Consider the following 23,952-nt stretch of genomic DNA (forward strand, 5'->3'; position numbering starts at 1 on the left):
GATTCAGTAGGAACGTCTCCCGACGGAGTTCGGCAGATGCGCTTTTATTTATATACCTCCTCCTCGCCGCCCCCGTGCGACACGCTTAAATCGATGTGCGGATTTGTACATTACAAGCCGAATATATACATCACTCCACACAATGACTACACATTCCATGACCATTCAAGACACCATCGAGCGGGTGACCGACGGCGGCGACCTGACCGTCGAGGAGGCGCGGACGACGGCGCGGCTGATCTTCGAGGAGGCGACGCCGGCACAGATCGGCGCGCTGCTCGCGGCGTTGCGCGCGAAAGGCGAGACGGAAGCGGAGATCGCGGGGCTCGCGAAGGGGATGCGCGACGCCGCGCGCACCATCGACCCCGACCGCGCCCCGCTCGTCGACACCTGCGGCACCGGTGGCGACGACTACGACACGATCAACGTCTCGACGACCGCGGCGATCGTCGCCGCGGGCGCGGGGGTCGCGATCGCGAAACACGGCAACTACTCCGTCTCCTCCTCCTCGGGCAGCGCCGACGTCCTCACGGCCGCCGGCGTCGAGGTCGACGCGGAGCCGGAAGCCGTCGAGGCCGCCATCGAGCGCGACGGGATCGGCTTCATGCTCGCGCCCGTCTTCCACCCCGCGATGAAGGCCGTGATCGGTCCGCGACAGGAGCTCGGGATGCGGACCGTCTTCAACGTCCTCGGCCCCCTCACGAATCCCGCCGGGGCCGACGCGCAGGTGCTCGGCGTCTACGACTCCGACCTTGTCCCCCGGATCGCCCGCTCGGTCGCCCATATGCCAGTTGAGCGCGCGCTCGTCGTCCACGGCTCGGGCATGGACGAGATCGCCCTCCACGACGAGACGGTCGTCGCGGAGGTCGACGGCGACGAGGTGACGGAGTACACGATCTCCCCGGCGGATCTGGGACTCGATCCCGCCCCGATCGAGGCGGTCGCGGGTGGCTCCCCGGAGGAGAACGCGACTGACCTCCGCGGGATCGTGACCGGCGAGGTGACCGGACCGAAACGCGACCTTATCCTCGCGAACGCCGGCGCGGCGGTCTACGTCGCCGGCGAGGCCGACACGCTCGCTGCCGGCGTCGAGGCCGCTGCCGCGGCGATCGATGACGGCGGCGCGGCGGCGAAACTCGCGGCGCTTCGTGGGGAACCGGAGGCGACGCCCGATGATGAACCGGAGGCGACGCCCGACGCCGAAGTCGACGGAGGCGACGACTGATGGCACGGGTGAAGATCTGCGGGATCACCCGCGGGGCGGACCTGCGCGCGGCGGTCGACGCCGGGGCCGACGCGATCGGCGTCATCACCGAGGTCCCGGTCGAGACGCCCCGCGAGGTCGACCCGGCCGCGGCCGCGGAGCTGATCGCGGACGTTCCGCCGTTCGTCACCGCCACGCTCGTCACGATGCCGGACTCCCCCGAGCGGGCCGTCGAACTCGCCCGGACGGTCGGACCGGACGCGATCCAGCTTCACGGCGAGTGGACCGCCGACGAGGTCGGCTACGTCCGCGCGGAAACGGAGACGAAGGTGATCCTGACCGTCGACGCGACCGACCACGGACTCGCCGAGCGACTCGACGACGCGGTGGACGCGTTCGTGGTCGACTCGACGACCGAGTCCGGTGCCGGCGGGACCGGCGAGACCCACGACTGGGCCGCGACCGGTCGGCTGGCCTCGCGGCTCACCTCGCCGGTCGTCCTCGCCGGTGGGTTGACCCCGGAGAACGTCGCGGAGGCCGTCCGTGTTGCCGACCCCTTCGCCGTCGACGTCGCCTCCGGCGTCGAACTCACCGGCGGTCGGAAGGATCACAACGCGGTCGCCCGCTTCGTCGCGAACGCCGGCCGCGAGATGGAGGTCGTCTAATGTTAGATCGCTCCCGTGAGGCGTTCATCGAACTCGTGAGCGACGCGGACCGGCCCGTCGTCGCCCGCGTCGCCGCGTCGCTCGATGCGGATGTCACCCCCCTGTCGACGTACGCGACGTTGGTCGGCGACGGGCCATACGGCTTCCTCCTCGAATCCGGCGAGAAGGTCGCCTCCAGCGACCCGGACGGCGCGTTCTCCGCCGGCGGCAAGGCGGACCGACACGCGCGCTACTCGTTCGTCGGCTACGACCCGGAGGCGATCGTCTCGATCCACCCGGATCGGACGGACGTCGAACGGCTTGGCCCCGCCGCCGATCGCATCGAGGCCGCGGGGCTCGGCCCGGAGGCGGGCGACGTTATCGACCGGATCCGTGCCGCGTTCCCCGAGGTGACCCGCCGAGGCTTCCCCGAAACCGATCGGCAGATCCTCTCGGGCGGGTTCGTCGGCTTTCTGGCCTACGAGGCCGTCTACGACCTCTGGTTGGAGGAGGTCGGCGTCGAACGTCCGGAGACGACGTTTCCGGACGCGGAGTTCGCGTTAACCACCCGAACGGTCGTCTTCGACGACGTGGAGGGATCCGTCGAGCTCGTCTTCACGCCGATCATCGATATCGACGACGACGCGGGCGCGGTCTACGACTCGCTGCTCGCGGAGGCCGAACGCGTGGCCGAGGCGCTTGCGGGAGCAACCGCTCCAGAGACGGGTGGCGTCCGCGAGACCGACTCGACGGCGGGCGCACAGGAGACCTACGAGGAGGCGGTCCGCCGAGCGAAGCGGCACGTCCTCGACGGCGACATCTATCAGGGCGTCATCTCCCGGTCGCGTGAGGTCCGCGGCGAGGTCGACCCGCTCGGGCTGTACGCTGCGCTGCGCGAGGTGAACCCCTCGCCGTACATGTACGTCCTGCGCCACGCCGACCGGACGATCGTCGGCGCGAGCCCGGAGACGCTCGTGTCGGTGACGGGCGACCGGATCGTCTCGAACCCCATCGCCGGCACCTGCCCACGCGGGGAGAGCCCGGTCGAGGACCGCCGGCTGGCGGGCGAGATGCTCGCGGACGGCAAGGAGCGTGCCGAACACACGATGCTCGTCGATCTCGCGCGCAACGACGTTCGACGGGTGAGCAAGCCGGGGTCGGTGCGCGTCGAGGAGTTCATGAACGTCTTAAAATACAGTCACGTCCAGCACATCGAGTCGACGGTGACGGGAACGGTCGCGACCGAGTACGACGCCTTCGACGCGACGCGCGCCGCCTTCCCCGCGGGGACGCTCACGGGCGCCCCGAAAGTGCGAGCGATGGAGATCATCAACGACCTCGAGGAGACCCCACGCGAGGCGTACGGCGGCGGCGTGGGCTACTACTCGTGGACCGGCGACGCCGACTTCGCCATCGTCATCCGGACGGCGACGATCCGGGGGTCCGAAAGCGATCCGGACGAGTCCGTCGTCACGGTGCGGGCAGGTGCCGGCCTCGTCGCCGATTCCGATCCGACCGCCGAGTACGAGGAGACCGAACAGAAGATGAACGGCGTGCTCGCGGCGATCGACGCGATCCGCGAGGGCGACGACCACGACCGCGAGGGCGACGACCACGACCGCGGGAGCGACATGGTCGATGACGGCGTCACCGCCGGCACGGAGGCCCCAAGATGAAGGTCGTCGTCGTCGACAACTTCGATTCGTTCACCTACAACCTCGTCGAGTACGTCTCCGATCGGCGGGTTGACGGCGAGCCGATCGAGGTGGTCGTCCACAAGAACACCGCGTCGCTCGCGACGGTCGAGGCCGAGGAGCCGGACGCGCTGATCATCAGCCCGGGGCCGGGACACCCGAAGAACGCCCGCGACGTGGGCGTGACGGCCGATGTGCTCTCGGGGCTCTCGACGGAGATCCCCACGCTCGGCGTCTGTCTCGGGTTGGAGGCGGCCGTCTACGAGTATGGCGGGACGGTCGGCCATGCCCCGGAGCCGATCCACGGCAAGGCGTTTCCCATCGATCACGACGGCGAGGGCGTCTTCGCGGGCCTCGATCAGGGCTTCCGCGCTGGGCGGTATCACTCGCTCATCGCCACCGAGGTGCCGGAGGTCTTCGACGTCTCCGCGACGACCGACCACGGCGGCGAGGAACTGGTTATGGGGATCCGTCACGTCGAGCATCCGATCGAGGCGGTGCAGTTCCATCCCGAGAGCGTCCTCACCGGCGTCGGTCACGACGTGATCCGAAACTTCATCGAGTGGGCGCGATAGGGGCTATCTGCCGGCGGCTCCGTCCCTGTCGCGGTCGGCGTCGCGGTTGCCGTCGCCGCCCCTGTCGTCGTCTCCGTCGTCAGTCTCCCCTCCAACCTGGTCCCGCTCATCCGTGACCTCCTCGCCCAGCCGGGCGACGGCCCGACGCAACTCGGTTCGACGGTTGGAGGTCGCAAACCAGTCTTTCACCCGGGCGAGCGGGCCGCCGAACGTGAACGTCGAGTTGAGCGTCACGCGGGTGAGATCGGGGGCGTCGATCTCGGCTCGCACCTCCGCGGGCGGGTCGGTGACGAGGATGGTCGTGTGTAGCTCCTCGAAGAAGCCGCCGTCGACGAGTTCGTACGCGTAGCCGTTCTCGACGGTGTCGACGGAGAGCGTCATCTCAACGATCTCGTCGCCGACGATCGTCGACGCCGTCACCAGCCACCCACCCTCCGCCTCGCGAACCGCGTCGACCTCGTAGGTCCCCTCCAATCGGATGAGCGCCTCGGGCCCGAGTGCATCGAGGACGTCCTGTCTCTGGGCGCGCAGATCGGCGGTCACCTCCACCTGTCGCATATGGCCTTTCGGGGCGGTGTCGGTTTATAACGTTGCCCCGATCACTCCCGGGTCGCGAGCCCGACGAGGTGGCCGATCTCCTGAAGGATGATCGCCTCGACGCCGAGACGCACGGCGTTCTCGGAACCGGGTAGACAGAACACGGGCACGCCGTTCACGATCCCGGCGGTCGCCCGGGAGCCGACCGTCCGCGTGCCGACCTCCTCATACGAGAGCGTTCGGAACAGCTCGCCGAACCCGGGGAGTTCGGTCTCGACGAGGTCGCCGACGGCCTCCGGGGTGACGTCGTCGGGGGTTACGCCCGTTCCACCCGTCGTCACGACCGCGTCGACGTCGGCACGTCCGACGAGCCCGTCGACGGTCTCACGGATCGTCCCGAAGTCGTCGGGGACCAACTCGCGGGCGACGACCTCGTGCCCGGCCCCCTCGAAGGCGTGTACGAGATGGTCCCCCGAGGGGTCCGCATCCAGCGTCCGCGAGCTCGACACCGTCACGACCGCAACCCCGACCGAGTCGGCGTCGTGGTGGTGGTGATCGGCGTGGGAGTGGTGGTCGTGGTCGTCGCGATGCTCGTGACGGTCATCGGAATGCTCGTGACCGCGGTGGTCGTCGCGTTCGTGTTCATCCTGATGGTCATGCTGGTGCTGCTCGCTCATAACGTTCGGTTCGATGGCCGGACTCAAAACAGTCGGTGATGCCGATGAGTCCACTCGGCCGAATACGGCGGTCTCGGGCTCGCCGGCCGCTCAGGGCCAGTCGTCGCGCGTGGGCTCCTCGGGAACCGCCTCCTCCTCATCGTCGGCGAGCGTCCATCCCGCGGCCTCGGCGGCGTCCTCGACGTGAAGGAACTCCCAGCCCGTCTCCTCGGCGAGCGCCTCGTCCGCCTCCGTGCGGCCGACGAAGACGTGTCGCTCGGTGTCGAACTGTCGTTTGATGTTCTCCAAGCTCTCCGTGACGCCACGGGGCCCGGAAAAGAAGTCTTGCCGGACGCGGTGTTTTCGCGTGTAGTTCGTGACGACGTAGGTGGGCTGGTCGCTCACGACGCCGACGTACTGGGTCCACTGTCTCGCGCCGTTAAAGACGGCGTTCGGATCGGCGAGCGCCTGCAGTGCCTCCAACTCGAACGCGAGCGTCATGTCGCTGGATCCGCCACTGTCCATGCCGACTTCTTTCACACCACGGCCGAAAACCACTTCGTTTCGCCCGTCGCGCTCGATGAGCGTGCGTGTTCGAGCACGATGGTTCCCGGATCGGATCGGCAGGTGTATACGGTCGAGCAGGTCGGTGACGACGGGTCAACTGGTTGGCCAAGCCGGACGCCCCGCGCCGTCGCCTCAGACCGACGGCGTACCGAGGTACTTCTCGTTGAACTCGTACTCGCCGTCGTCGTCCTTGATGAGATATTCGCCGTAGTAGGGCACCCGGTTCGCGACGACCGTCTCGAACGTCTCGGCGATCTCCTCGCGCGTCATCTCCCCCATCGACCGCAGGTCATCGTTCCGGTTGAGACAGCCTTTTAAATATCCCTCGTGGGTGACGCGGACGCGTCCGCAGTTGGCACAGAACGACTCGTTCTCGACGGGGTCGACGATCTCGACCATACCGCCCGGCCCGTCGCCGTCCGCGCCGATGTAGTACCGACGGCGGCTGTGCATCTCGCGGCGTTCGACCCGATCGGCGATCCCCTCGAGCCAATCGTGGACGCGTTCGATATCGATGTTCCACTCCGGCTTGCCGGTGAGTTCCGGCATGTACTCGATCAGTTGGAGCTGAAGCCCTTCGTTCTCGGCGACGTACTCGACCATCTCCTCGACGTAGCCCGCGGTATGGGTGAACACCACCATGTTGAGTTTCACCGGGGCAAGCCCGGCGTCGACGGCCGCTTTGACGCCCTCCATCACCTGATCGTAGGCGCCGGATTTCGTCACCGCCGCGAAGTCGTCGGGATCTAACGCGTCCTGTGAGACGTTCACGCGGTCCAAGCCGGCCTCCCGAAGGTCGGCTGCACGTCCGGGCAGGAAGGTTCCGTTCGTCGTCATCGAAACCTCCATCGAATCGGGCGTTCGGCGGATGATCTCCTCGAGGTCCTGACGCAACATCGGCTCGCCGCCGGTGAATTTCACCTTGCGGACGTCGTACTCCTCGACGACCTCCAGAAACCGAACGACATCGTCGGTGCTCATCTCGTTTTCACCGGGCTCCATCGGCCCGCGCGTGTCCCCGAGCCCCTCGTTGTGACAGTAGATGCAGTCGAAGTTACAACGGTCGGTCAACGAGACGCGCACTCCCGTCACCGCACGCCCGAAATCGTCCGTAAGTGGACCGCTCATGCTCGAAGGAAATGACCACGACCGCTTAAGCATCCGGGTTGATCACGAACGACCGTAACTACAGGTCATTACATCGGCGGTTGACATCCTCCCGTTCCGCGAGGATCCCCGCGGCGGCCACGTCCGCGACGAATACGGCGCGTGATTCCCATTGGCCGGCCCGCTCCTCGTCGATCGACGCCACGAAGGCGTAGTCGCGGTCGGTGAGCGAGATAATCGCCGGAGCGCCCCGGCCGAAAGCAGCGTCGTTGCGGGATCCGATCGGTGGCCATCATCCCCGGCGATGTCGTCGCTCGCCTCAGGGGTGAGACCGGTCGCGTGGACCGGACCCGTGTCGAACCAAGCCAGCACTCGATCCGAGAGGTATCGCTTCCTCGGCGTCGGCGTCCCCGGGACGAGAGCTCCATCGTACATTTATATGTAGTTCGGCTCACGGGAGCATTGACCTGATTGCGAGTAGTCGGTATCGGGGTTCAAATACCAGTAAGTAAACATATAGGAATGTTTAAAACATCTGACTGTCTCCGATTACCACGCGAAGTTTCCTGGGGGGGAATCCGCGGAGAGGAGCCAATGAATCAGATCCAACCATCAGACGATACGGACGACCCGATGGAGACGGCGGACGCATCGGCGAGCATCTCGACCGACGAGGTGTTCGCGCTGTTGAGCAACGAACGCCGTCGACACGTGCTCCAGCATCTCTCGGCGAACGGCGGCGAAGCACACCTCCGCGAGCTCGCGACCGAGATCGCAGCCGAAGAGCACGGCATCGCGCCCGTCGAAGTCAGCTACGCACAACGGAAGCGGCTGTACACGTCGCTGTACCAGTCACACCTTCCGCGGATGGAACGAAGCCGCGTTATTACCTACGATCGAAACACCGGCGCGGTGACCCTCGCGCCCGCGGCGGACACGTTCGATGCGTACCTCGAGATCGTCGGCGATGACGAGTTCACCTGGTCGGAGTTCTATCTCGGCTTGGGCGCGCTCTTCGGGGCAGTCACTATCGCGTACGCGACTGGGACCTCGCCGTTCGGTGCCGTGCCGGCGGCGGCGGTGATGGCCGCCTTCACCATGCTACTCGTTATCGCTGCACTCATACACCTCCGGTACACCCGACAGCGGCGTCTGTGACCATCCGACAGGGCGTCTTGAAGCAGGGAGCCGCGGTCGAACCACGCCGACGCGAGCAGTTAACTCATCGCCGACGAAATCACCGATGAATGCGACATGTCGAACCGCTCGCCGAGGCCGTGAGGGCACTCAGGACGGGGGCGAGGACGCCGACGGAGTACGTCGAGCGGGCGCTCGATCGCGCCGCCGAGATCGAACCGACCATCGAATCGCTGGTCCCCGAGCCGGATCGTCGGGAACGGGTTCTGGAGACGACCACGTCGCTCGCGGAGACGTCCCCCGATCCCGCATCCCGTCCACCGCTTTTCGGCGTCCCGGTCGGCGTGAAAGACATCGTTCACGTCGACGGGATGGAGACGCGGGCCGGATCCGCGCTCCCGCCGGAAGCGCTTTCCGGCCCGGAGGGTCCCGCGATCGAGCGACTTCGGGCGGCCGGGGCGATCGTCCTCGCGAAGACGGTCACCACCGAGTTCGCCTACTTTTCACCGGGGCCGACGCGAAATCCGCTCGACCCCGAACGGACCCCCGGCGGGTCGAGCAGCGGATCGGCCGCGGCGGTCGCCGCCGGCCTCTGTCCGGTCGCGCTCGGAACACAGACGGTCGGTTCCGTGATCCGCCCTGCCGCCTTCTGTGGCGTGGTCGGATTCAAACCGACCCGTGATCGGATCCCGACCGACGGCGTGATCCCGCTCTCGCGGTCGGTGGATCACGTCGGGGTCTTCACCCAAGACACCGCCGGGTTGCCGCTCGTCGCCGCCATTCTCTGTGACGGCTGGCGGACGCTCCCCGCGCCGTCCGGGAAACCGACCCTCGGCGTGCCGACGGGGCCGTACCTCGAACAGGCTTCCCGGGTCGCCCTCGACGCCTTCGACCGTCACCTCGACACGCTCGCCGCCGCCGGCTACGAGGTCGTCCGCGTCGACGCGTTCGAATCGATCGACGGGATCAACGCGCGACACAATCGGCTCGTCGCGGCCGACGCCGCGCTCGCTCACGATGCGTGGTATCGGGAGTATGGAGACCGTTACGCGCCGGAGACCCGCGAGTTGATCGAGACGGGACACTCGGTGTCGGCGGCGGATATTGCAGCCGGAAGGCGAGGGCGCGAGGACCTCCGGAGGCGGCTGACCGCGCTCATGGACGACCACGGGATCGACTGTTGGATCGCGCCGGCCGCGCCGGGTCCCGCCCCGCGGGGCATCGACTCGACCGGCGATCCGGTGATGAACCTCCCGTGGACCCATGCGGGTCTGCCCACCGTCACGGTCCCGGCGAGCCGAACCGACGAGGGGTTACCGCTCGGCGTGCAGTGTGCCGGCCGGTTCGGGACCGACGAGGACGTGATCGCGTGGAGCCACGGGATCGCCGCCGCGTTCGGATAGAATGGAGTCGACGGCGGACGGGATCGCCCGTCCGCAACCACTAAACACGGCTCCCGCCAACCCACGGTAATGGCCGACTGGACGGAGCGCTACCGCCCACGGACCCTCTCCGAGGTACGGGGCAACGACACGGCCCGAGACGCCGTCGCCGACTGGGCGCGGACGTGGGACGACCACCGGGAGGCGGTCGTGCTCCACGGCAGCCCGGGCGTCGGGAAGACGAGCGCGGCACACGCGCTCGCGAACGACATGGGATGGGAGACGGTCGAGCTCAACGCCTCCGACCAGCGGAAAAGCGACGACATCGAGCGGTTCGCGGGACGGGCGGCGCACAACGCGACGCTCAGCGGAAGCGCCGGCGGGGGCGGTGCGACCGGCGAGGACACCGCCTCCAGACAGCTCGTCATCCTCGATGAGGCCGACAACATCCACGGCACCTACGACCGCGGCGGGGCCGCCGCCATCACGAAGCTCGTGAAGAACGCCGAGCAACCGGTCGTCCTCATCGCAAACGAGTTCTACGACATGTCCCGCGGGTTACGGAACGCCTGCCAGGAGATCGAGTTTCGCGACATCTCGGCACGTTCTATCGTGCCCGTCCTGCGTGACATCTGCCGCAAGGAGGGGATCGAGTTCGAAGCGGACGCGCTCTCGCGGATCGCCGAGCGAAACCGCGGTGACCTTCGTGGGGCGGTAAACGACCTCCAGGCCGCCGCGCAGGGCCGGACATCGATCACCGTCGGCGACGTGGTGACCGCCGATCGCGACAAATCGATGGGGATCTTTCCGTTCCTCGACGCCGTATTAAAAGAGCAGTCGGCTGAAGAGGCGTTACAGTCGGCGTACGCCGTCGACGAAACGCCCGACGACCTGACCAAATGGATCGAGGACAACCTCCTCGACGTCTACGATCCCATGGAGGCGACACGGGCGTACGACGTCCTCGCGAACGCTGACCGTTGGCTCGGGCGGGTCCGTGCCACCCAGAACTACAGCTACTGGCGATACGTGACCGACAACGCCGCCGCCGGCGTCGCCGCCGCGCGTAACGGAACGAAAGGGGGCTGGACGCGGTACGGCCGCCCCCAATTCTGGGCCCGCTCGAACGAGACGGCCGACGAGGTGGTCCGCCAAATCGCCGAACGGAGCGGGTGTAGCATGACGACGGCACGCCGCGACGTGTTGCCGTTCCTCTCGACGATCACCCATCACTGCCGGCCCCGTGAACTCACCGTGACGATGGCGGCCGCCTACGACCTCGACGAGGCGGGCGTCGCGTTCGTTACGGGATCCGGGGAATCGACGAAGAAGGTGGCATCGATCGTCGAGGACGCGCGGGAGCGGCGCGAACAACTGATCACGGAGACCGCCACCGGCGATGGCGTCTCCGGGCTCGATGTGGCGGGCGAGGCTGGTCGATCGGATGCCGACGACGACGCCGACAGCGACGGGAAAGCCATCGACGGCGACAACGGCAACGACGGCGACAACGGCAACGACGGCGACGGTACCGCTAACGATGGGGATGGCGACGGCAGCGACGACAGCAAGGGGGACGATGACCGATCGACCGCCGATGTCGACGACGACGCCGACGACGATGGACAGGCCGGTCTCGGCGACTTCCTGTAAACCGGCGCCTGTTACGCACGCGCTTATTCCGCGTCCGTGACCGTCTCAACGTCTGTCACTTCGAACCGGGCACCGCCGAATCGGGACTCGGTGACCTCGATCTCCCAGCCATGTGCGGTCACGATCCGCTCGACGATGGCCAGCCCGAATCCCGTTCCGTCGGGACGTGTCGAGTGTCCCGGTTCGAGGATTTGCTCCCGTCGGTCGGGGGGAATACCGGGGCCGTCGTCGTCGATATAAAAACCGTCGGCGGTCGGTCCGACCACCACTCGAACGACATCCATGGAGCCACCGGACGCCTGGAGTTCGTCCGGCCCATCGACGGTCGATGAGTCACGATCGAGCGTCTCGGGGGTCGCGACGTGTTCGATCGGGTCATCGACATCGACGCCGTGTTCGATCGCGTTCCGAAAGAGGTTCTCGAAAACCCGTCGGAGCCGCCGATCGTCGCAGGGAACACGCGGGAGTGGGTCCTCGATGACGAGTCGGGCCGGTGCGCCGGTCCCGGTGGTGCTCCACGCCTGTCTGACGATCCGTTCGACGTCCGCTTCCGCCGTCTCCTCAACGATCCGCCCCTCGCGTGCAAGCGCCAGCATGTCGGCGATGAGCGTGTCCATCCGTTCGAGCGCCTCATGGACCCGATCGAGTCGCTCGGTCGCCTGCTCGCCCTCGAGATCGCGGGCGAGTTCGAGGTTGCCAACGGCGATCGAGAGGGGGTTCCGAAGGTCGTGGGAGACGACGCCGACGAACTCCTCCAAACGCTCCCGTTGGCGCTCCAACCGCCGCCGTCGTTCGACACGTTCGCCCGCCGGAAAGAGATAGCCGACGATCGTTTCGTCATCGCTCGCCTGGACGCCCCGCTCGGTGATCCACGTGTTCGATTCCTCGGTCCGGACTCGATAGGCGATGTCGACCTCCTCGTCGCTTAACGCGTCGCAGAGACGGTCACGGTCGTCCGGATGGACGCGCTCACGCCAGTCGTTGACCGACCGCTCGTCGATAGGCAATCGCTCCGTTGGCTCCGACTCGAGGACCAGCCGGTCGACCGTCCCCCCCGGCCGTCGATATGGGACCCCCGGTCGGATGCCGGTCCCATGGCTCACGTTCACACGTCCTCACCTATCACATATAAATGTTATTTATCTAATATCTATTGCTGTAGAGAATAACTACCGGGGCGGTTGAAAAAATCTAGAACGGGTGTCTGAACCAGCAGTGCGGCCGGTCGTGTCCGGCCTCGTCTCCCGCCGTACGACGGCGCGCGTCCGGATCCCGGCGAGGATCGGTTCACGTGCCGAGCGTCCCGCAGGCCGGAGATGGCGCACCCGCTGCGGCGATCCGCGACATCCCGCCGGACGACCACAGAGCTTTGGGACCACCGATAGATCGACGGATATGCACGCAGCAGTGCTCGACGCGTACGGCGAGCCCCTCGATCTCCGGGAGGTCCCGGACCCACAGCCCGACCGGAACGGCGTCGTGGTCCGTCTCGAGGCTTGTGGTGTCTGCCGCAGCGACTGGCACGCCTGGCGGGGCCACGGCGAGTGGGCCGACGATCGCGTCCCACGTGGACAGATACTCGGCCACGAACCCGCGGGCGAGGTCGTCGCCGTCGGCGACGGTGTGACTCGATTCGTCCCCGGCGACCGCGTGATCGTTCCCTTCTCGCTCGGGGATGGAACCTGTGACGCCTGTCGACGCGGACACGGAAACGTCTGTTCGGACGGCCGTGCGCTCGGTTTCGAACCCGACGCTCCCGGCGCGTTCGCCGAGCAGGTAGCCGTTCCGAACGCCGACTATAACCTCGTGCCCCGTCCCGCGTGGCTCTCCGCCCGCGACGCCGCCGCGCTCGGCTGTCGGTATATGACCGCCTATCACGCACTCGCCGGCCGCACCGGGCTCGAAGCGGGCGACTGGCTCGCCGTCCACGGCTGTGGCGGCGTTGGGCTCTCCGCGGTTCAACTGGGGGCGGCCCTCGGCGCGCGCGTCCTCGCCATCGACGTCGACGATTCCGCACTCGATCGGGCGGCCGACCTCGGCGCGACCGATCTGATAAACCCGACCGAAAGCGACGCCGCCGTGTCCGAACGGGTGCGGGAACGCTCGGGCGGCGGCGTCGACGTCTCCATGGACGCGCTCGGGATCGCCGAGACCTGCCGCAACTCCGTTCGATCGGTTCGGCCGCGAGGGACGCACGTCCAAGTCGGGTTGACCACGGATGCCGAACGCGGGGAGGTGTCGCTCCCGACGGACTATATGACCCGCTGGGAGGTCTCCTTCGTCGGCTCCCGTGGGATGCCGCCGACGAACTACGACGCGCTCTTCGATGTCATCGAGGCGACGGCGATCGACCCCGGCGCGCTGGTGAGCAACGAGATCTCGCTCCCGGCGGTCTCCGACCGCCTCGCTGCGATGGACGACTACGGGGTGAGCGGGATCGAGGTCATCACCGACTTTTCGGTGTGAGCACGTCCGATGTGAGGGGGGCCGACTCAGTCGCCCCCGATCGGTGCGGTCGTGCCCGTCCCGACGTCCCGGCGGCGGAGGAGCCACGCCGCCCCGGCCGCACAGACGAGCGTGCCGCCGAGCGCGAGCAGGTTGACCTGCTGCCAGAAGGCCGTGTAGAGGACGAGGTCCCGACCGAGAAGTAAGGTGGCGACCAGAAGCCCCATACTCGCAGCCGCGAGCCGCTGGATCGTCCGCGCCGTCCCCGTCGTGATCCCCTCGTAGCCGCCGCGGAGGGCCTCCCTCGCGTAGACGACGGTCGCAAGCAGCCCGAAGTGTGCGGTGAGGCCGGCGACGTAGAACCACGCCTGTGCGCCGGGCGAGTAGGTGAGGAACGGGACGGCCCGTGAGAGGACCGCGCTCGCGAGCAAGCCCCCGAGCGCAACGCCGACCGCGAGGGTGAGCAGACGGGGCGACCCACCACGTGCGCCGGGGTCGCGGCCCCAAAGCGTCACCAGCCCGAGCAGCGTGAAGATGATCAGCGCGACGATCAGGTGTGCGGCGTGGGTCTCGACGGTGTAGCCGCCGGGAACGAGGCCGCCGATCGTGACCGTGATCGCGCCGACGGTGATCTGCACCGGGAGGATGGCGACCGCGAGCGTCGCCGCGAGGCGGGGGCCGCGGCCGAAGGATCCCAGCCACGTCCAAGCGGCGACGCCGATGATGAGGAAGCCCGTGATCATCGCCCACACGCGGTGGAACCACTCGATGAAGTCCGGGTTGATCGTGAGCGCCGGGATCAGCTGGTCCGAACAGAGGGGCCACTGTGCCTCACAGGCCAGCCCCGAGCCTGTCGCAGCCGTGTAGACGCCGATGGCGAACAGCGACAGCGTCATCCCCGTCGTGAACGCCGCGTACCGTCGAAACGTCAGCCACGCGGGCCGAAGACTCATTGTTCCTACTGAGGCGTCAGCGTATTTAGACCGTTCGACCGCTCCTCGTCCATGGGAACCGGACCCTTCGTATCGGTCGGCCCGTCAACCGGTCGTCCGATCGCCTCACCCGGTTAACTCGCGTCGTGCGCGCCGTGCCCTGTCGGACATCTCCGCGTTGCCGTCGACGTCGGCGAGTGTCTCGACGGCGTCCAGCGACCGGACGGCGTCGTCGAGAAACGATCGGACGTCGCCCGTATAGGCGTACACCATGTACTCGTCGGTCATCACGTCGACGATGGCGTCCGGGTTGAATCCCTGTGCGCGGAGTTCGAGAACGTACTGGATGAACTTCTCCTCGGGGCAGCCGCAGTAGGGGTTCGCCTGACAGTCGCAGTCGAGGAAGTCCTCCACAAAATCGAGGATCCGATCGCGGGTCGTGGAGTCGAGCTTTGCGAGCCCGTCGCCCGTAAACAACATGTCGAGCGTCGCGCCCGCGAAGGCACCCTTCGGGACGTTCGTCTCGAGTTGGGAGGAGAGCTGCCGGTGATTTTTCACGTAGACCTTGTCGGTGAACGCCACGGTTATCCGAGATAGTCGAGCAGGAGATAAAAGGGACGTGATCGGTCCATCCCTTCCCCGGCCGGGAGTCGTAACCGTTATCTGTGAAAGCGGGGTACGTGACGATGCGTGTCCGGGTTAGGGTAGTGGACTATCCTTCAGCCTTGTGGAGGCTGAGACGCGGGTTCAATTCTCGCACCCGGACCTCCTGGGGCGAACATCCTCGTGAGCCGCAGGTGTCGAAGGAAATTGAACCCAACCAGTCGCAGCGACCGAACGGAGTGAGGTCGACCGTCTGGTCACGGTTCAATTCTCGCACCCGGACCTTTTCACGACGACCAACGGGAGGAGTGGAAACGCCGGAAGGCGAGAATTGAGGCAGGGAGTGAAGCGAGCGTTGCAAGCGGAACGACCGAGGTTCAATTCTCGCACCCGGACCTCCTGCGGCGAACAAGATCGTGAGCCGCAGGTGTCGAAGGAAATCGAACGCCCGGGATGATACCCCCTCCTGAAGGCTACGGATACGCCGGAGCCGTCGACTATTTCATTTCGGCGCGTGAGCGACCCACATGGCACGAATCGACCCCGTCGATCCGATCGATCTGCCGGCAGAAAAACGCGACCTGCTCGATACGCTCTCGGAGAAAACGTCCGACGAGGATACCGTCGATCATCCGCTGGAGGGCGGAACGTTGAACGTCTATCGGACGCTCGGGCGGAACCTCGGCGTCCTCGAGGGCTTTCGAGCCTACGGAAGCGTCGTCTGGAACGAAAGCGGCCTCACACCGCACGAACGCGAAACCGTCATCCTCGCCACGTCGTATCATGCCGGCTCGGCGTACGAGTGGCACCAGCACGTCCGTGTCGCGCTCGATGAAGGAATGAGCCCCGAACACATCCTCGCGATCGCCAGTGAGGAAAGCGACCGGCTGGACGAGCCGTTTGCCGCGCTCGTCGCGTACGTCGAGGCGTTCGTCGACGACGACGTCGATGACGCGATCCATGCCCGATTAGCCGGTCACTACGACGAGGAAACGATCGTCGGGATCTGTGCCCTCACGGGCTGTTATCTCGGCCTCGCTCGGCTGTTGAGCTCGCTCGATGTCGAGACCGAGTCCGAGTTCGTCGGGTGGAAGCTGGAGCGGTTGGAACTGGACCGCTAGCGCGGCAGAACACGGCGAGGCGGCGCTTACCGGTCGTCCTGCGGACTCGTGACGAGGAACGTTCGGCCACCGCGACGTTCGAGATGTACCTCGCTGCCGGCGACACGGTTCACACGGGCGCGGTCGGCGATCCGATCGGCACGGCAGTTCGTGACGTCGACGCGCGTCAGTGAGGCGTATCGGGGGCTCGCTTGGCTTTGCATGCTCATGACCGTAGATCGGATCGCACAGCACCTATAAGCGAGCCATGCGCGGAGTGAAAGTGAAAGTGGACGGGAGGATGACGGAACCGGGCGGCGACGATCGCCTGTGTCTTATCGTCGGAGCTCGGCTTCGTCGTCGCCCTCGATGAACCGGACCGTGAAGTAGTCGTATCCGCCATAGGCGACGTCGAGCGCGCCCATCCACCAGTTCCACCGCTCTGGGAGCGAGGAGTCGTCCGGCGCATCCGAGAGGTGGCGGATGATATCGGGGACGGTCAGCGCGTGCCCGCGGTCACGGGAGGGATTTCCCGAGTCGGCGAGGTCCCGGGCCGACCGGACGATCGCCCGGCGCTCGGCCGCGGTGCCGCCGAACTCCGCCGCCAGCGCGGCGTCGAGACGTTTCGGGTCCATACCCCGGCTAAGTGGTCGGGCTATTTGAGTCGTGCGGTGGTGTCACACACCGTCTCGCACCGCCGCTCGCCACGCGTTTATAACCGCGCGGCCAGCGCGAAAAAGACGAGGCTCATCGGCGATGCGAGGACCGCTAACGCCCAGCCGCCGCTCTCGCCGGTCGCGAGCGCGATGGCGAGCCCGACGACGAGGGTGCTGGCTCCGACGAGCGCAAGGACGACCCGTTCCGGGACGCTCGCGCGGTCGGGGCCGTCGCTTCGCGCCAGCGCGCTTTTAAGCGCTCCCTCGACCATGTCGGCTCGATCCGTCGGGACGAACAGCCACGGCGTCGACCGGTACCACTCGTTGCCGCGGAACGCCAACAGGAACACCGTCGTCCACGGCAGGTCGATCCGCCGCGTCCGCACCACCGCATCGAGGTCCTCGGTCCGTGTACGGTCAGTCTTGACGTTCCGACGTTCGACCGTCCGATCGGCCGGATCGAGCCGGTACGTTGCGCCCCTGAAACCGGCCATCGCCGGGGCGAAGAGGATCAGCGGAAACAACAGCCAAAGGCTCCCCGTGAGCCACGGGAGACCGGCCAACCAGATGCCGAGGAGGGCCCCTGCACCCGCAAGCGTCCATCCCGGCCGCAGGTTTCGCGTGACCTGCTTGGGAGCGTAGCCGAACTCGGCGATCAGGCGACGCCGTTTCTCCGAGGAGGCGCGGTCGGCAACGATGAGGAGGTAGATGAGCGAAAACGGGCCGCCGATCAGGAACAGGATGAGCAGCGCCCATTCGGCCCCAAACGTGAGCGACCCGGACCCGAGCGCGGGAACGAAGGCACCGACTGCGAGCCCAAGCACGGCCAGCAGCCCGAACAGGACGGTGAGCGCCATGCCCGTGATCAGCGAACGGATCCGATCGTATCGAACCGGCCCCCACTCGATGGCGGCGCCCGGCCCGTCGGCCGCCCGTGTGGCTTCGGCCGACGTCGTGACCGACTCGGTCATTGCTGTAACGGGTTCGGTCGTAGCCGATTCGGTCTCGGAGGGCATTAACGGCGGTACGCTGGCTGGAGGCATAACTTGTGGGCCGAATTCGATGGGCCACGCCGGCCAGCCAAAGCGGATTCCCCAGCCTTAATTGTCCGTCGCTTCGGGCTCGCTTAGGGACGCCGTGGTGTCCTCGACGGTCGGCTCGAACGATCCGTAATGAACGACCTCCGAGACCGGCCGTCGGAACTTCCGCGGGAGCCGTTCCGCCTCGGCGTCCTCGTCGGGATAGCCCATCGTCAACAGCATGATCGGGACGTATCCGGCCGGCACCTCGAACGTCTCACACAGCGCCTCGGCGTCGAACCCGCCCATCGGGCAGGTGGCGACTCCCCGATCGCGTGCGGCGAGCATCAGCCCCATCGCCGCGAGCGACGTCGACGTCACGCTCCACCGGTGTCGCTCCGCCTCGGGGAGCTCCCGCATCCCGACGATCGACTCGCGGGTTCGCTCGGCGGCGGCCTCGTCGCGGTAGCCCTTTTCGATCTGATCCGCAAGGACCCGGTCGACGTGGGCGGCCGGATCGAGCGACCCGAGGACGGCGATCGCGACCGGCGCATCGGTCACGTGCGGCTGTCCGTAGGCGACCTCCTGAAGGCGCTCGCGGTCCTCGTCGTCGGTGAAGACGAGGAACTCCCACGGCTGGAGGTTATAACTGGAGGGCATGAGCGTCGCGTCGGCGACGATGGCCTCGATCGTTTCCCGATCCAGCCGTGCATCCGTGTAGGATCGGACGGAACGGCGAGCCTCGATCACCTCTGTGAACTCCATCGATCCATCGGTCGGGCTCCAGCGTGATGAATCGATCCACATCCGTTTCGGCCGTCGCCTATTCGCCCGCTCAATGACCCGTAGTCACCGAACCACCGTCACCGGTATCTCCGCGCGTCTGACGACGCCCTCGGCGACGCTGCCGAGGAACACCCGGGAGAGGCCCGTCCGTCCGCGGCTCGCGAGCACGACGTGATCGAACGGGACGTCCTCGCCCGAGCCGACCGCGTCCGCTGTATCCGTGCCGTCCCCGGTATCCGCCCCCGTCGACTCGATCGGCTCGCTGCCGTGGGCGACGTTGAGGATCATGCGCGTCGGGCGGCCCACTTCAAGACGCGTCTCCACGTCGCGGTCGAGCGCCGCCGCCGCCCGATCGAGGACGCGCTCGCCGCGGGCGCGTGCGCTCTCATACCACTGTTCGACCGCGCCGGGGAAGCCACCCTCCGCGCCCGTCGAGGACTCCGCCGGGTTGATCACGTGGAGCAGCGTCACCGACGCCGCCGGCCATTCCGCCGCCGCGAACCGGGCCGCCTCGATCGCCGCATCCGAGCCGTCGACCGCGACGAGAATTCGTTTGCCCATGGTTCACCTCCTCGATAGTGGGATAAAAAGATCGGTTCCGCGGGGAACGACGCCGGCGCTCGTGACGCACGAGCCCTGGCTCACGTGCTCACTCGTGCCGGGTCACACAGGTCGAAAGGCCGGTTAGCTCGACTGGCTCGGAGTTATCCGGCGAGTAGACCACCATCTGTCCCTTCTCCATGTACGGCACTTTCCCGGCGAGCGTCGACGGGATGTTGACGCTTTTGATGGCGTCCTCGTCGCCGAGGTTCAAGACGACCTTCGTGTTGATCTGTTTGAAGACGGACTCCGCGACGTCCTGTGGGTCCTGCGTGATGAGAAAGAGCCCGAGCCGCTCCTTACGGCCCTGTTTGGCCGCCTCGGTGAACTTTCCGACGACCCGCTCCGCCTGCACGTTGTCGGCGTCCGCGAGGAAGTTGTGCGCCTCGTCCATCCCGATGAGCAACGGCGTCCGTTTGATCCGCTCGCTGGTGGGGTCATTGGAGAGTTTATCGTCGATGAGCAGCGCCGCCACCGCGAGGACGACGATCTCCTTCTGTCGGGAGGTCGGGAGGTGATAGGTCGGGATCACGGTGAGCCCTCCGGGCCTGACGAGGGTGTGATCGAGGTCGGTGATCGGCGTCGCGTCGGCGTCGAAGACACCCGAGGGAACCGCCCGAACCCGCCGTTTCACCGCGTCGAAGGTCGCCTCGTGGACGCGGCCGGTCTCGTCGAGCTCCTCCTTTAACGCGGGGTCATCGAGATACGAGAGGAACTGCCGATATGTCCCGGAATCGCCGTAATCGCGGAAGAACCGGTTGAGAAGCGTGAGCAGGGCCGGATACTGGTTGTCGTTCAGCCCCGAGCCGGCGACGAGCCACGGCAGCTCCTTCGTGAGCGAGAACGGGATCGTGAACTCGACCTGTTCGGCCCGATGCCCTTCGCCGGGATAGCTCGCGTCGACAACCCGGGGGACGAGCGCGACGGTGTCGTCGTGGCCGCCATAGGCGATCCCTTCACGCTCCAGCCGGCGGGCGGTCTCGGCGTCGAGCGCGGGGTTGTCGTCGTGCATCTGGGCGTACTCGTCCTGGGGGTCGAACTGGACCACCGCCATTCGTGCCTCGCGACCGTCGTCCATCGGATAGGTCCGGTCGGGATCGAGGTACTGTCTGAGGACGTTCTTCGAGGCGTGGGTCTTTCCGGAGCCGGTGCCGCCGGCGACGAGCGTGTGTCTGAACGCGAGCGGGTCGCCGTCGCCGTAGTCGTCCTTGACGCGATAATCCACCGTCGGCGGCTTCGCGGCCGTACGGACGACCTCCCCGCCGACGGAGAGGTGCCCGAGGAAGACGCCCTCCTCGGGGATCTTGAGCCCCGTCTTTATTTCGCGGGCATCCGCCGCCTCCTCGACGAGCGCGCCCGGTTTCGGGACGCGATCGGTCATCCGTCGACTGAGGTCCTCGCCGACCCCGTAGACGATGGACATCGGTTCCAGTTCGGCCATGAACTTGTAGTCGCGCTCGGAGAAGTCGTTTCGGCGCATCCGGCGGCGCGCGTGGATCTCCGTCGCGTCGTCCGATCGGAACTCCTGGGCGTACTCCAATCCCGTGATCCGACAGAAGAGCCGTTCGCCGTCGGGATAGGGGACGACGAGATACTTCCCGAGCCTGACTGACTCCCGGTTATCGGTCGTGACGAACGCCTGCAGCGTCGTCTCCTCCGCCTCCTCGGCGACACGGAGCCCCCGTGAGACCGACAACACGCCGAGCCCGGAATCCTCGCCCACCGGTTCCGCCTCGTACTCGGCGAACGCGCCGCCCGCACCCGTGTCCGCGTCGTGGCCCCCGACGTCGCTCCCAGCCCCGGCGGCATCCGACTCCACGACGTCGCCGGCGGGCCCGTCCACGTCGGCGTCCCCGTCAACACCGGCGGCGTCCCCGTCAACACCGGCGGCATCCTCGTCCGCATCATCTCCGTCGCCGACGAAATCCGTGAAGTCCTCAAGGGTCATGTCCCATTCACCGGGCGCGAGGTGGAAAGCGGTTTCCCCACGACGGGTCGGGGACCGGTGTGCGGAACGGTCGACGCGACACGACGGAGTATATACCGGACCGGACGGCCGACACGCCAGCGGCGTCGTCGATACCCGATCGAACGGCCGACCATGGGTCCCTTTTTAGGCCGCGGACGCCTACCGTTTCTATGATACTCGTTCGCGGCAGCGGCGGGGGGACGGACCTCACCGGCACGGTCTTTGAGCGCGGCGAGGAGCCACCCACTTATAAGGGTGCGCCGAACGAGGACGCCCCGTACGTCTGGGTCTGTGACGCCTTTTATCAGGTCGAAAGCGGCGGATCGGCGCTGCGCGTGAACGGCTCGGAGATCCGGGTCGCCTTCGAGGAGCCGATGCCACGCGGGTTCGACACTCGCGATCAGGCCCTGAAGGCGGCGAAAGAACATGTTCGCACACAGTTCGCACGGATCGGCGTCAACCCCGACGACGTGGTCATCGAAGTCACGCGAGCCGACCCCGTTTGAAGGGAAACAACCATCCACCGACCGCGACGCGTCCGAGTCGAAACGACCGCTTCCCACAGTCCCTTTTGAGTGCGGTTCGTCGTGTCCGTATGGCCCAGCTACCGGACCGCGTGATCGGGAACGCACGGACGAGCGATTTCGGATGGGAGCTGTTGACCGACCTGACCGACATCGGGGATCGCATGGCCGGATCGGCGGGCGAGCGGCGCGGCGCGGAACGGGTCGTCGAGGCGTTCGAGGCCGCCGGACTCCGAAACGCCGGTCTGGACGAGTTCGACATTCCCGGCTGGTGGCGCGGGGACGCGTCGCTCGCGCTTTCCGGCCCGGTATCGCGGCGACACGAGGGGAGCCACGAGGTGATCGGGCTCCCGGGTACCCCGGCGGGCACGGTGACCGCGCCGCTCGTCGACGTCGGCGACGGCACCCCCGCCGAGTTCGAGGAAGCGGGCGACCGATTGGAGGGCGCCGTCGTCATGGCCTCCTCGCGAACGCCATCGGATCACGGCCGCTGGATCCATCGGATGGAGAAGTACGTGGGCGCGGTCGAGGCCGGCGCGGTCGGGTTTATATTCAGCAATCACGTCGAGGGATCGCTCCCGGCAACCGGCGAGATCGGCTATCACGAGCGGCCGGGGCCGATCCCGGCCGTCGGGATCAGCAGCGAGGTCGGCGCACGGCTCGCACGACTTGCCGAACGGGACGGTGGGGGCGACCCACCCGAGGTGACGATCGACGTCGACTGCCGGAACGAGCCGACGACCTCGGTGAACGCCGTCGCGGACGTCGGGCCCGACACCGCGGAGGCGATCTGGATCACGGCCCACGTGGACGCGCACGACGTGAGCGACGGCGCGAACGACAACGGAGCCGGAAGCGCGCTCGTCGCCGAGGTCGGTCGCCTCCTCGCGCAGGTCGAAGCCGACCTGGAGCGCCGGGTGCATCTCGTGACGTTCGGCGCGGAGGAGATCGGCCTGTGGGGCGCGTATCACGCGGCGGAGACGACGCCACACGAGGAGATCGCCTGCGTGATCAACCTCGACGGCGCGTGCAGCTCGCGAAACCTCCGCGTCGGGACGAACGGGTTCGAGACCCTCGGGGAGCTCTTCGAGTCGGTCACGGCGGACCTCGACGCACCGCTTTCGACCGCGGATGGGATCTCTCCGCACGGCGACCAGTGGGCCTTCGTACAGGAGGGAATCCCCGCCGTGATGGCCGCAACGACGTCGGAGGCGTCAGGACGGGGCTGGGGACACACCCACGCCGACACGCTGGATAAACTCGATCCCCGGGACCTCCGCGAGGTCGCTATCCTCATCGCCGAGGCGACCTATCGGCTCGCGAGCGAGGATCGCCGGATCCCGCATCGATCCCGCGAGGAGACCAGAGACATGATCGACGAGGGCTACGTTCGCGAGTTGAAAACTGGCGGTCGGTGGCCATACGAGTGAACACGCCGCTATACGATCTCTCGCGGTGAGCGCTCCGTCGCTCAGCTCGAAAGCTCCTCTCGGAGCTGAGTCATCACCTTCGACTCCGCCCGCGAGAGGTGTTCCCAGACGGTCGTCGATCCGAGATCGAGCGCCTCGGCGACGTCATCGATGCCGACGCCCCCGTCATGTTCGTAGTAACCACGCTCGATAGCCGTCGTGAGCACCTCCCGTTGTCTGCGCGTGAGGTCATCGAAAAATCGGACCCGGGACAGCTGCGGGGGCCGGTCCAGATCCGAGAGGGGGACGTTTCGAACGAGCGTGACGTCGTTGTCGCTGCCCTCCATCGTCCGGATCACGCCCGAAAGGTCCTCGTCGGGATCGAGATAGAGGATCCACCGCTCGACCCCGCCGGTGATCGTCGTCCCGGTTCGATAATGAATACCCATCCCGGAGAGCACGGACGACATGCTCTCCTTTTTGCCCGAATCGTACGCGACGGCGACGTAGATCGGGGAGGTATCGGGCGGCATCAGTGGGTCGACATCGACGACGGACGGATGTTCACGAAGCGTGAATACGAATCCCGCAATGTCATCGGATGGTCCCTCAAGTTCGACGATCCGTTTCTTGATCGGCCCCTGACCGGTCATTGAAGAGACCGAGCGCATCGTCACCGACGGGTGCGCGATGCTGGCTTCGTACTCGGGTTCACCGTAGTGACGAACGTCGAGGATCACCTCGCGCATACTG

The 23,952-nt window shown here is 66.9% G+C and carries 26 protein-coding genes and 1 tRNA gene; 12 read left to right on the top strand and 15 right to left on the bottom strand.

What is annotated here, in order from left to right:
• Nucleotides 1-157 precede the first annotated feature (157 nt).
• From trpD to trpG, 4 genes are read left to right on the top strand one after another with little or no spacing between them, the layout of a single operon-like run.
• On the top strand, nucleotides 158-1,225 hold the full coding sequence (gene trpD, locus CHB65_RS01290; protein ID WP_089383233.1) for an anthranilate phosphoribosyltransferase: 1,068 nt from the start codon (nucleotides 158-160) through the stop codon (nucleotides 1,223-1,225).
• Nucleotides 1,225-1,869, top strand: a complete 645-nt coding sequence (locus CHB65_RS01295; protein ID WP_089383234.1) for a phosphoribosylanthranilate isomerase — start codon at nucleotides 1,225-1,227, stop codon at nucleotides 1,867-1,869. The genes trpD and CHB65_RS01295 overlap by 1 nt, the downstream gene beginning before the upstream one ends.
• Nucleotides 1,869-3,524 (top strand): anthranilate synthase component I, encoded by a 1,656-nt coding sequence (trpE, locus tag CHB65_RS01300; protein ID WP_089383235.1) that lies wholly within the window; start codon nucleotides 1,869-1,871, stop codon nucleotides 3,522-3,524. Before CHB65_RS01295 ends, trpE begins: the two co-directional genes overlap by 1 nt.
• Nucleotides 3,521-4,117, top strand: a complete 597-nt coding sequence (gene trpG / locus CHB65_RS01305) for an anthranilate synthase component II (RefSeq protein WP_089383236.1) — start codon at nucleotides 3,521-3,523, stop codon at nucleotides 4,115-4,117. Before trpE ends, trpG begins: the two co-directional genes overlap by 4 nt.
• 3 nt (nucleotides 4,118-4,120) lie before the next feature.
• Here trpG and CHB65_RS01310 read toward each other — a convergent pair whose 3' ends face one another.
• From CHB65_RS01310 to CHB65_RS17855, 5 genes are all read right to left on the bottom strand, one after another.
• The gene (locus CHB65_RS01310; protein ID WP_089383237.1) at nucleotides 4,121-4,675 is read right to left on the bottom strand and encodes a hypothetical protein; all 555 of its coding nucleotides are present in this window, start codon (nucleotides 4,673-4,675) and stop codon (nucleotides 4,121-4,123) included.
• Between the two features lie 41 nt (nucleotides 4,676-4,716).
• Nucleotides 4,717-5,331, bottom strand: coding sequence for a MogA/MoaB family molybdenum cofactor biosynthesis protein (locus CHB65_RS01315; protein ID WP_089383238.1), 615 nt, complete (start codon nucleotides 5,329-5,331; stop codon nucleotides 4,717-4,719).
• A 90-nt stretch (nucleotides 5,332-5,421) separates the two neighbouring features.
• On the bottom strand, nucleotides 5,422-5,835 hold the full coding sequence (locus tag CHB65_RS01320) for a DUF7124 domain-containing protein (protein WP_089383239.1): 414 nt from the start codon (nucleotides 5,833-5,835) through the stop codon (nucleotides 5,422-5,424).
• Nucleotides 5,836-6,009: 174 nt separating this feature from the next.
• Entirely contained in the window at nucleotides 6,010-7,005 is a 996-nt protein-coding gene (gene moaA / locus CHB65_RS01325) for a GTP 3',8-cyclase MoaA (protein WP_089383240.1), read from the bottom strand.
• 58 nt (nucleotides 7,006-7,063) lie between these two features.
• A complete protein-coding gene (locus CHB65_RS17855) occupies nucleotides 7,064-7,189 on the bottom strand; it encodes a hypothetical protein (RefSeq protein ID WP_281251541.1) in 126 nt (41 codons plus the stop codon).
• Nucleotides 7,190-7,578: 389 nt separating this feature from the next.
• On the opposite strand from CHB65_RS17855, the gene CHB65_RS01330 reads away from it, so the two are divergent.
• The 3 genes from CHB65_RS01330 to CHB65_RS01340 all read left to right on the top strand — a co-directional run bounded on the left by CHB65_RS01330 (nucleotide 7,579) and on the right by CHB65_RS01340 (nucleotide 11,156).
• Nucleotides 7,579-8,142 (top strand): DUF7344 domain-containing protein, encoded by a 564-nt coding sequence (locus CHB65_RS01330; protein ID WP_089383241.1) that lies wholly within the window; start codon nucleotides 7,579-7,581, stop codon nucleotides 8,140-8,142.
• Between the two features lie 89 nt (nucleotides 8,143-8,231).
• Nucleotides 8,232-9,524, top strand: coding sequence for an amidase (locus CHB65_RS01335; protein ID WP_089383242.1), 1,293 nt, complete (start codon nucleotides 8,232-8,234; stop codon nucleotides 9,522-9,524).
• A 69-nt stretch (nucleotides 9,525-9,593) separates the two neighbouring features.
• Nucleotides 9,594-11,156, top strand: a complete 1,563-nt coding sequence (locus CHB65_RS01340; protein ID WP_089383243.1) for a replication factor C large subunit — start codon at nucleotides 9,594-9,596, stop codon at nucleotides 11,154-11,156.
• 23 nt (nucleotides 11,157-11,179) lie between these two features.
• Here the strand turns inward: CHB65_RS01340 and CHB65_RS01345 are convergent, their stop codons facing one another.
• The gene (locus CHB65_RS01345) at nucleotides 11,180-12,259 is read right to left on the bottom strand and encodes a sensor histidine kinase (RefSeq protein ID WP_245809884.1); all 1,080 of its coding nucleotides are present in this window, start codon (nucleotides 12,257-12,259) and stop codon (nucleotides 11,180-11,182) included.
• Nucleotides 12,260-12,551: 292 nt separating this feature from the next.
• Between CHB65_RS01345 and CHB65_RS01350 the strand changes: the two genes are divergently transcribed.
• A complete protein-coding gene (locus CHB65_RS01350; RefSeq protein WP_089383244.1) occupies nucleotides 12,552-13,622 on the top strand; it encodes a zinc-dependent alcohol dehydrogenase family protein in 1,071 nt (356 codons plus the stop codon).
• 26 nt (nucleotides 13,623-13,648) lie between these two features.
• Here CHB65_RS01350 and CHB65_RS01355 read toward each other — a convergent pair whose 3' ends face one another.
• Nucleotides 13,649-14,554 (bottom strand): COX15/CtaA family protein, encoded by a 906-nt coding sequence (locus tag CHB65_RS01355; RefSeq protein WP_321166734.1) that lies wholly within the window; start codon nucleotides 14,552-14,554, stop codon nucleotides 13,649-13,651.
• Nucleotides 14,555-14,659: 105 nt separating this feature from the next.
• The gene (locus CHB65_RS01360) at nucleotides 14,660-15,115 is read right to left on the bottom strand and encodes a DUF5814 domain-containing protein (protein ID WP_089383245.1); all 456 of its coding nucleotides are present in this window, start codon (nucleotides 15,113-15,115) and stop codon (nucleotides 14,660-14,662) included.
• Nucleotides 15,116-15,226: 111 nt separating this feature from the next.
• Between CHB65_RS01360 and CHB65_RS01365 the strand changes: the two genes are divergently transcribed.
• A tRNA-His gene (locus CHB65_RS01365) sits at nucleotides 15,227-15,299 on the top strand.
• A gap of 364 nt (nucleotides 15,300-15,663) precedes the next feature.
• Nucleotides 15,664-16,257 carry a carboxymuconolactone decarboxylase family protein gene (locus CHB65_RS01370; protein WP_089383246.1) on the top strand — a complete coding sequence of 198 codons (594 nt, stop codon included), beginning with the start codon at nucleotides 15,664-15,666 and terminating at the stop codon, nucleotides 16,255-16,257.
• A gap of 26 nt (nucleotides 16,258-16,283) precedes the next feature.
• Here CHB65_RS01370 and CHB65_RS01375 read toward each other — a convergent pair whose 3' ends face one another.
• The 6 genes from CHB65_RS01375 to CHB65_RS01400 form a co-directional block, all read right to left on the bottom strand.
• A complete protein-coding gene (locus CHB65_RS01375) occupies nucleotides 16,284-16,466 on the bottom strand; it encodes a hypothetical protein (RefSeq protein WP_089383247.1) in 183 nt (60 codons plus the stop codon).
• Between the two features lie 105 nt (nucleotides 16,467-16,571).
• Complete coding sequence (locus CHB65_RS01380) at nucleotides 16,572-16,871, bottom strand: hypothetical protein (protein ID WP_089383248.1); 300 nt, start codon at nucleotides 16,869-16,871, stop codon at nucleotides 16,572-16,574.
• A gap of 77 nt (nucleotides 16,872-16,948) precedes the next feature.
• Nucleotides 16,949-17,908, bottom strand: a complete 960-nt coding sequence (locus CHB65_RS01385) for a hypothetical protein (RefSeq protein WP_089383249.1) — start codon at nucleotides 17,906-17,908, stop codon at nucleotides 16,949-16,951.
• A gap of 84 nt (nucleotides 17,909-17,992) precedes the next feature.
• Nucleotides 17,993-18,676, bottom strand: a complete 684-nt coding sequence (locus tag CHB65_RS01390) for a nitroreductase family protein (protein ID WP_089383250.1) — start codon at nucleotides 18,674-18,676, stop codon at nucleotides 17,993-17,995.
• An 84-nt stretch (nucleotides 18,677-18,760) separates the two neighbouring features.
• A complete protein-coding gene (locus CHB65_RS01395) occupies nucleotides 18,761-19,258 on the bottom strand; it encodes a universal stress protein (protein WP_089383251.1) in 498 nt (165 codons plus the stop codon).
• Nucleotides 19,259-19,346: 88 nt separating this feature from the next.
• Nucleotides 19,347-21,245 carry an ATP-binding protein gene (locus tag CHB65_RS01400; RefSeq protein WP_089383252.1) on the bottom strand — a complete coding sequence of 633 codons (1,899 nt, stop codon included), beginning with the start codon at nucleotides 21,243-21,245 and terminating at the stop codon, nucleotides 19,347-19,349.
• 191 nt (nucleotides 21,246-21,436) lie between these two features.
• Here CHB65_RS01400 and CHB65_RS01405 point away from each other — a divergent pair, with 191 nt between their 5' ends.
• Both CHB65_RS01405 and CHB65_RS01410 read left to right on the top strand, forming a co-directional pair.
• Nucleotides 21,437-21,772, top strand: coding sequence for a DUF7113 family protein (locus tag CHB65_RS01405; RefSeq protein ID WP_089383253.1), 336 nt, complete (start codon nucleotides 21,437-21,439; stop codon nucleotides 21,770-21,772).
• A gap of 89 nt (nucleotides 21,773-21,861) precedes the next feature.
• Nucleotides 21,862-23,220, top strand: coding sequence for a M28 family peptidase (locus tag CHB65_RS01410; RefSeq protein WP_089383254.1), 1,359 nt, complete (start codon nucleotides 21,862-21,864; stop codon nucleotides 23,218-23,220).
• Nucleotides 23,221-23,261: 41 nt separating this feature from the next.
• Here the strand turns inward: CHB65_RS01410 and CHB65_RS01415 are convergent, their stop codons facing one another.
• On the bottom strand, nucleotides 23,262-23,948 hold the full coding sequence (locus tag CHB65_RS01415) for a helix-turn-helix domain-containing protein (protein WP_089383255.1): 687 nt from the start codon (nucleotides 23,946-23,948) through the stop codon (nucleotides 23,262-23,264).
• Nucleotides 23,949-23,952 lie beyond the last annotated feature (4 nt).

The organism is Halorubrum vacuolatum (assembly GCF_900188065.1).
In the GTDB taxonomy this organism is placed as follows: Archaea; Halobacteriota; Halobacteria; order Halobacteriales; family Haloferacaceae; genus Halorubrum; species Halorubrum vacuolatum.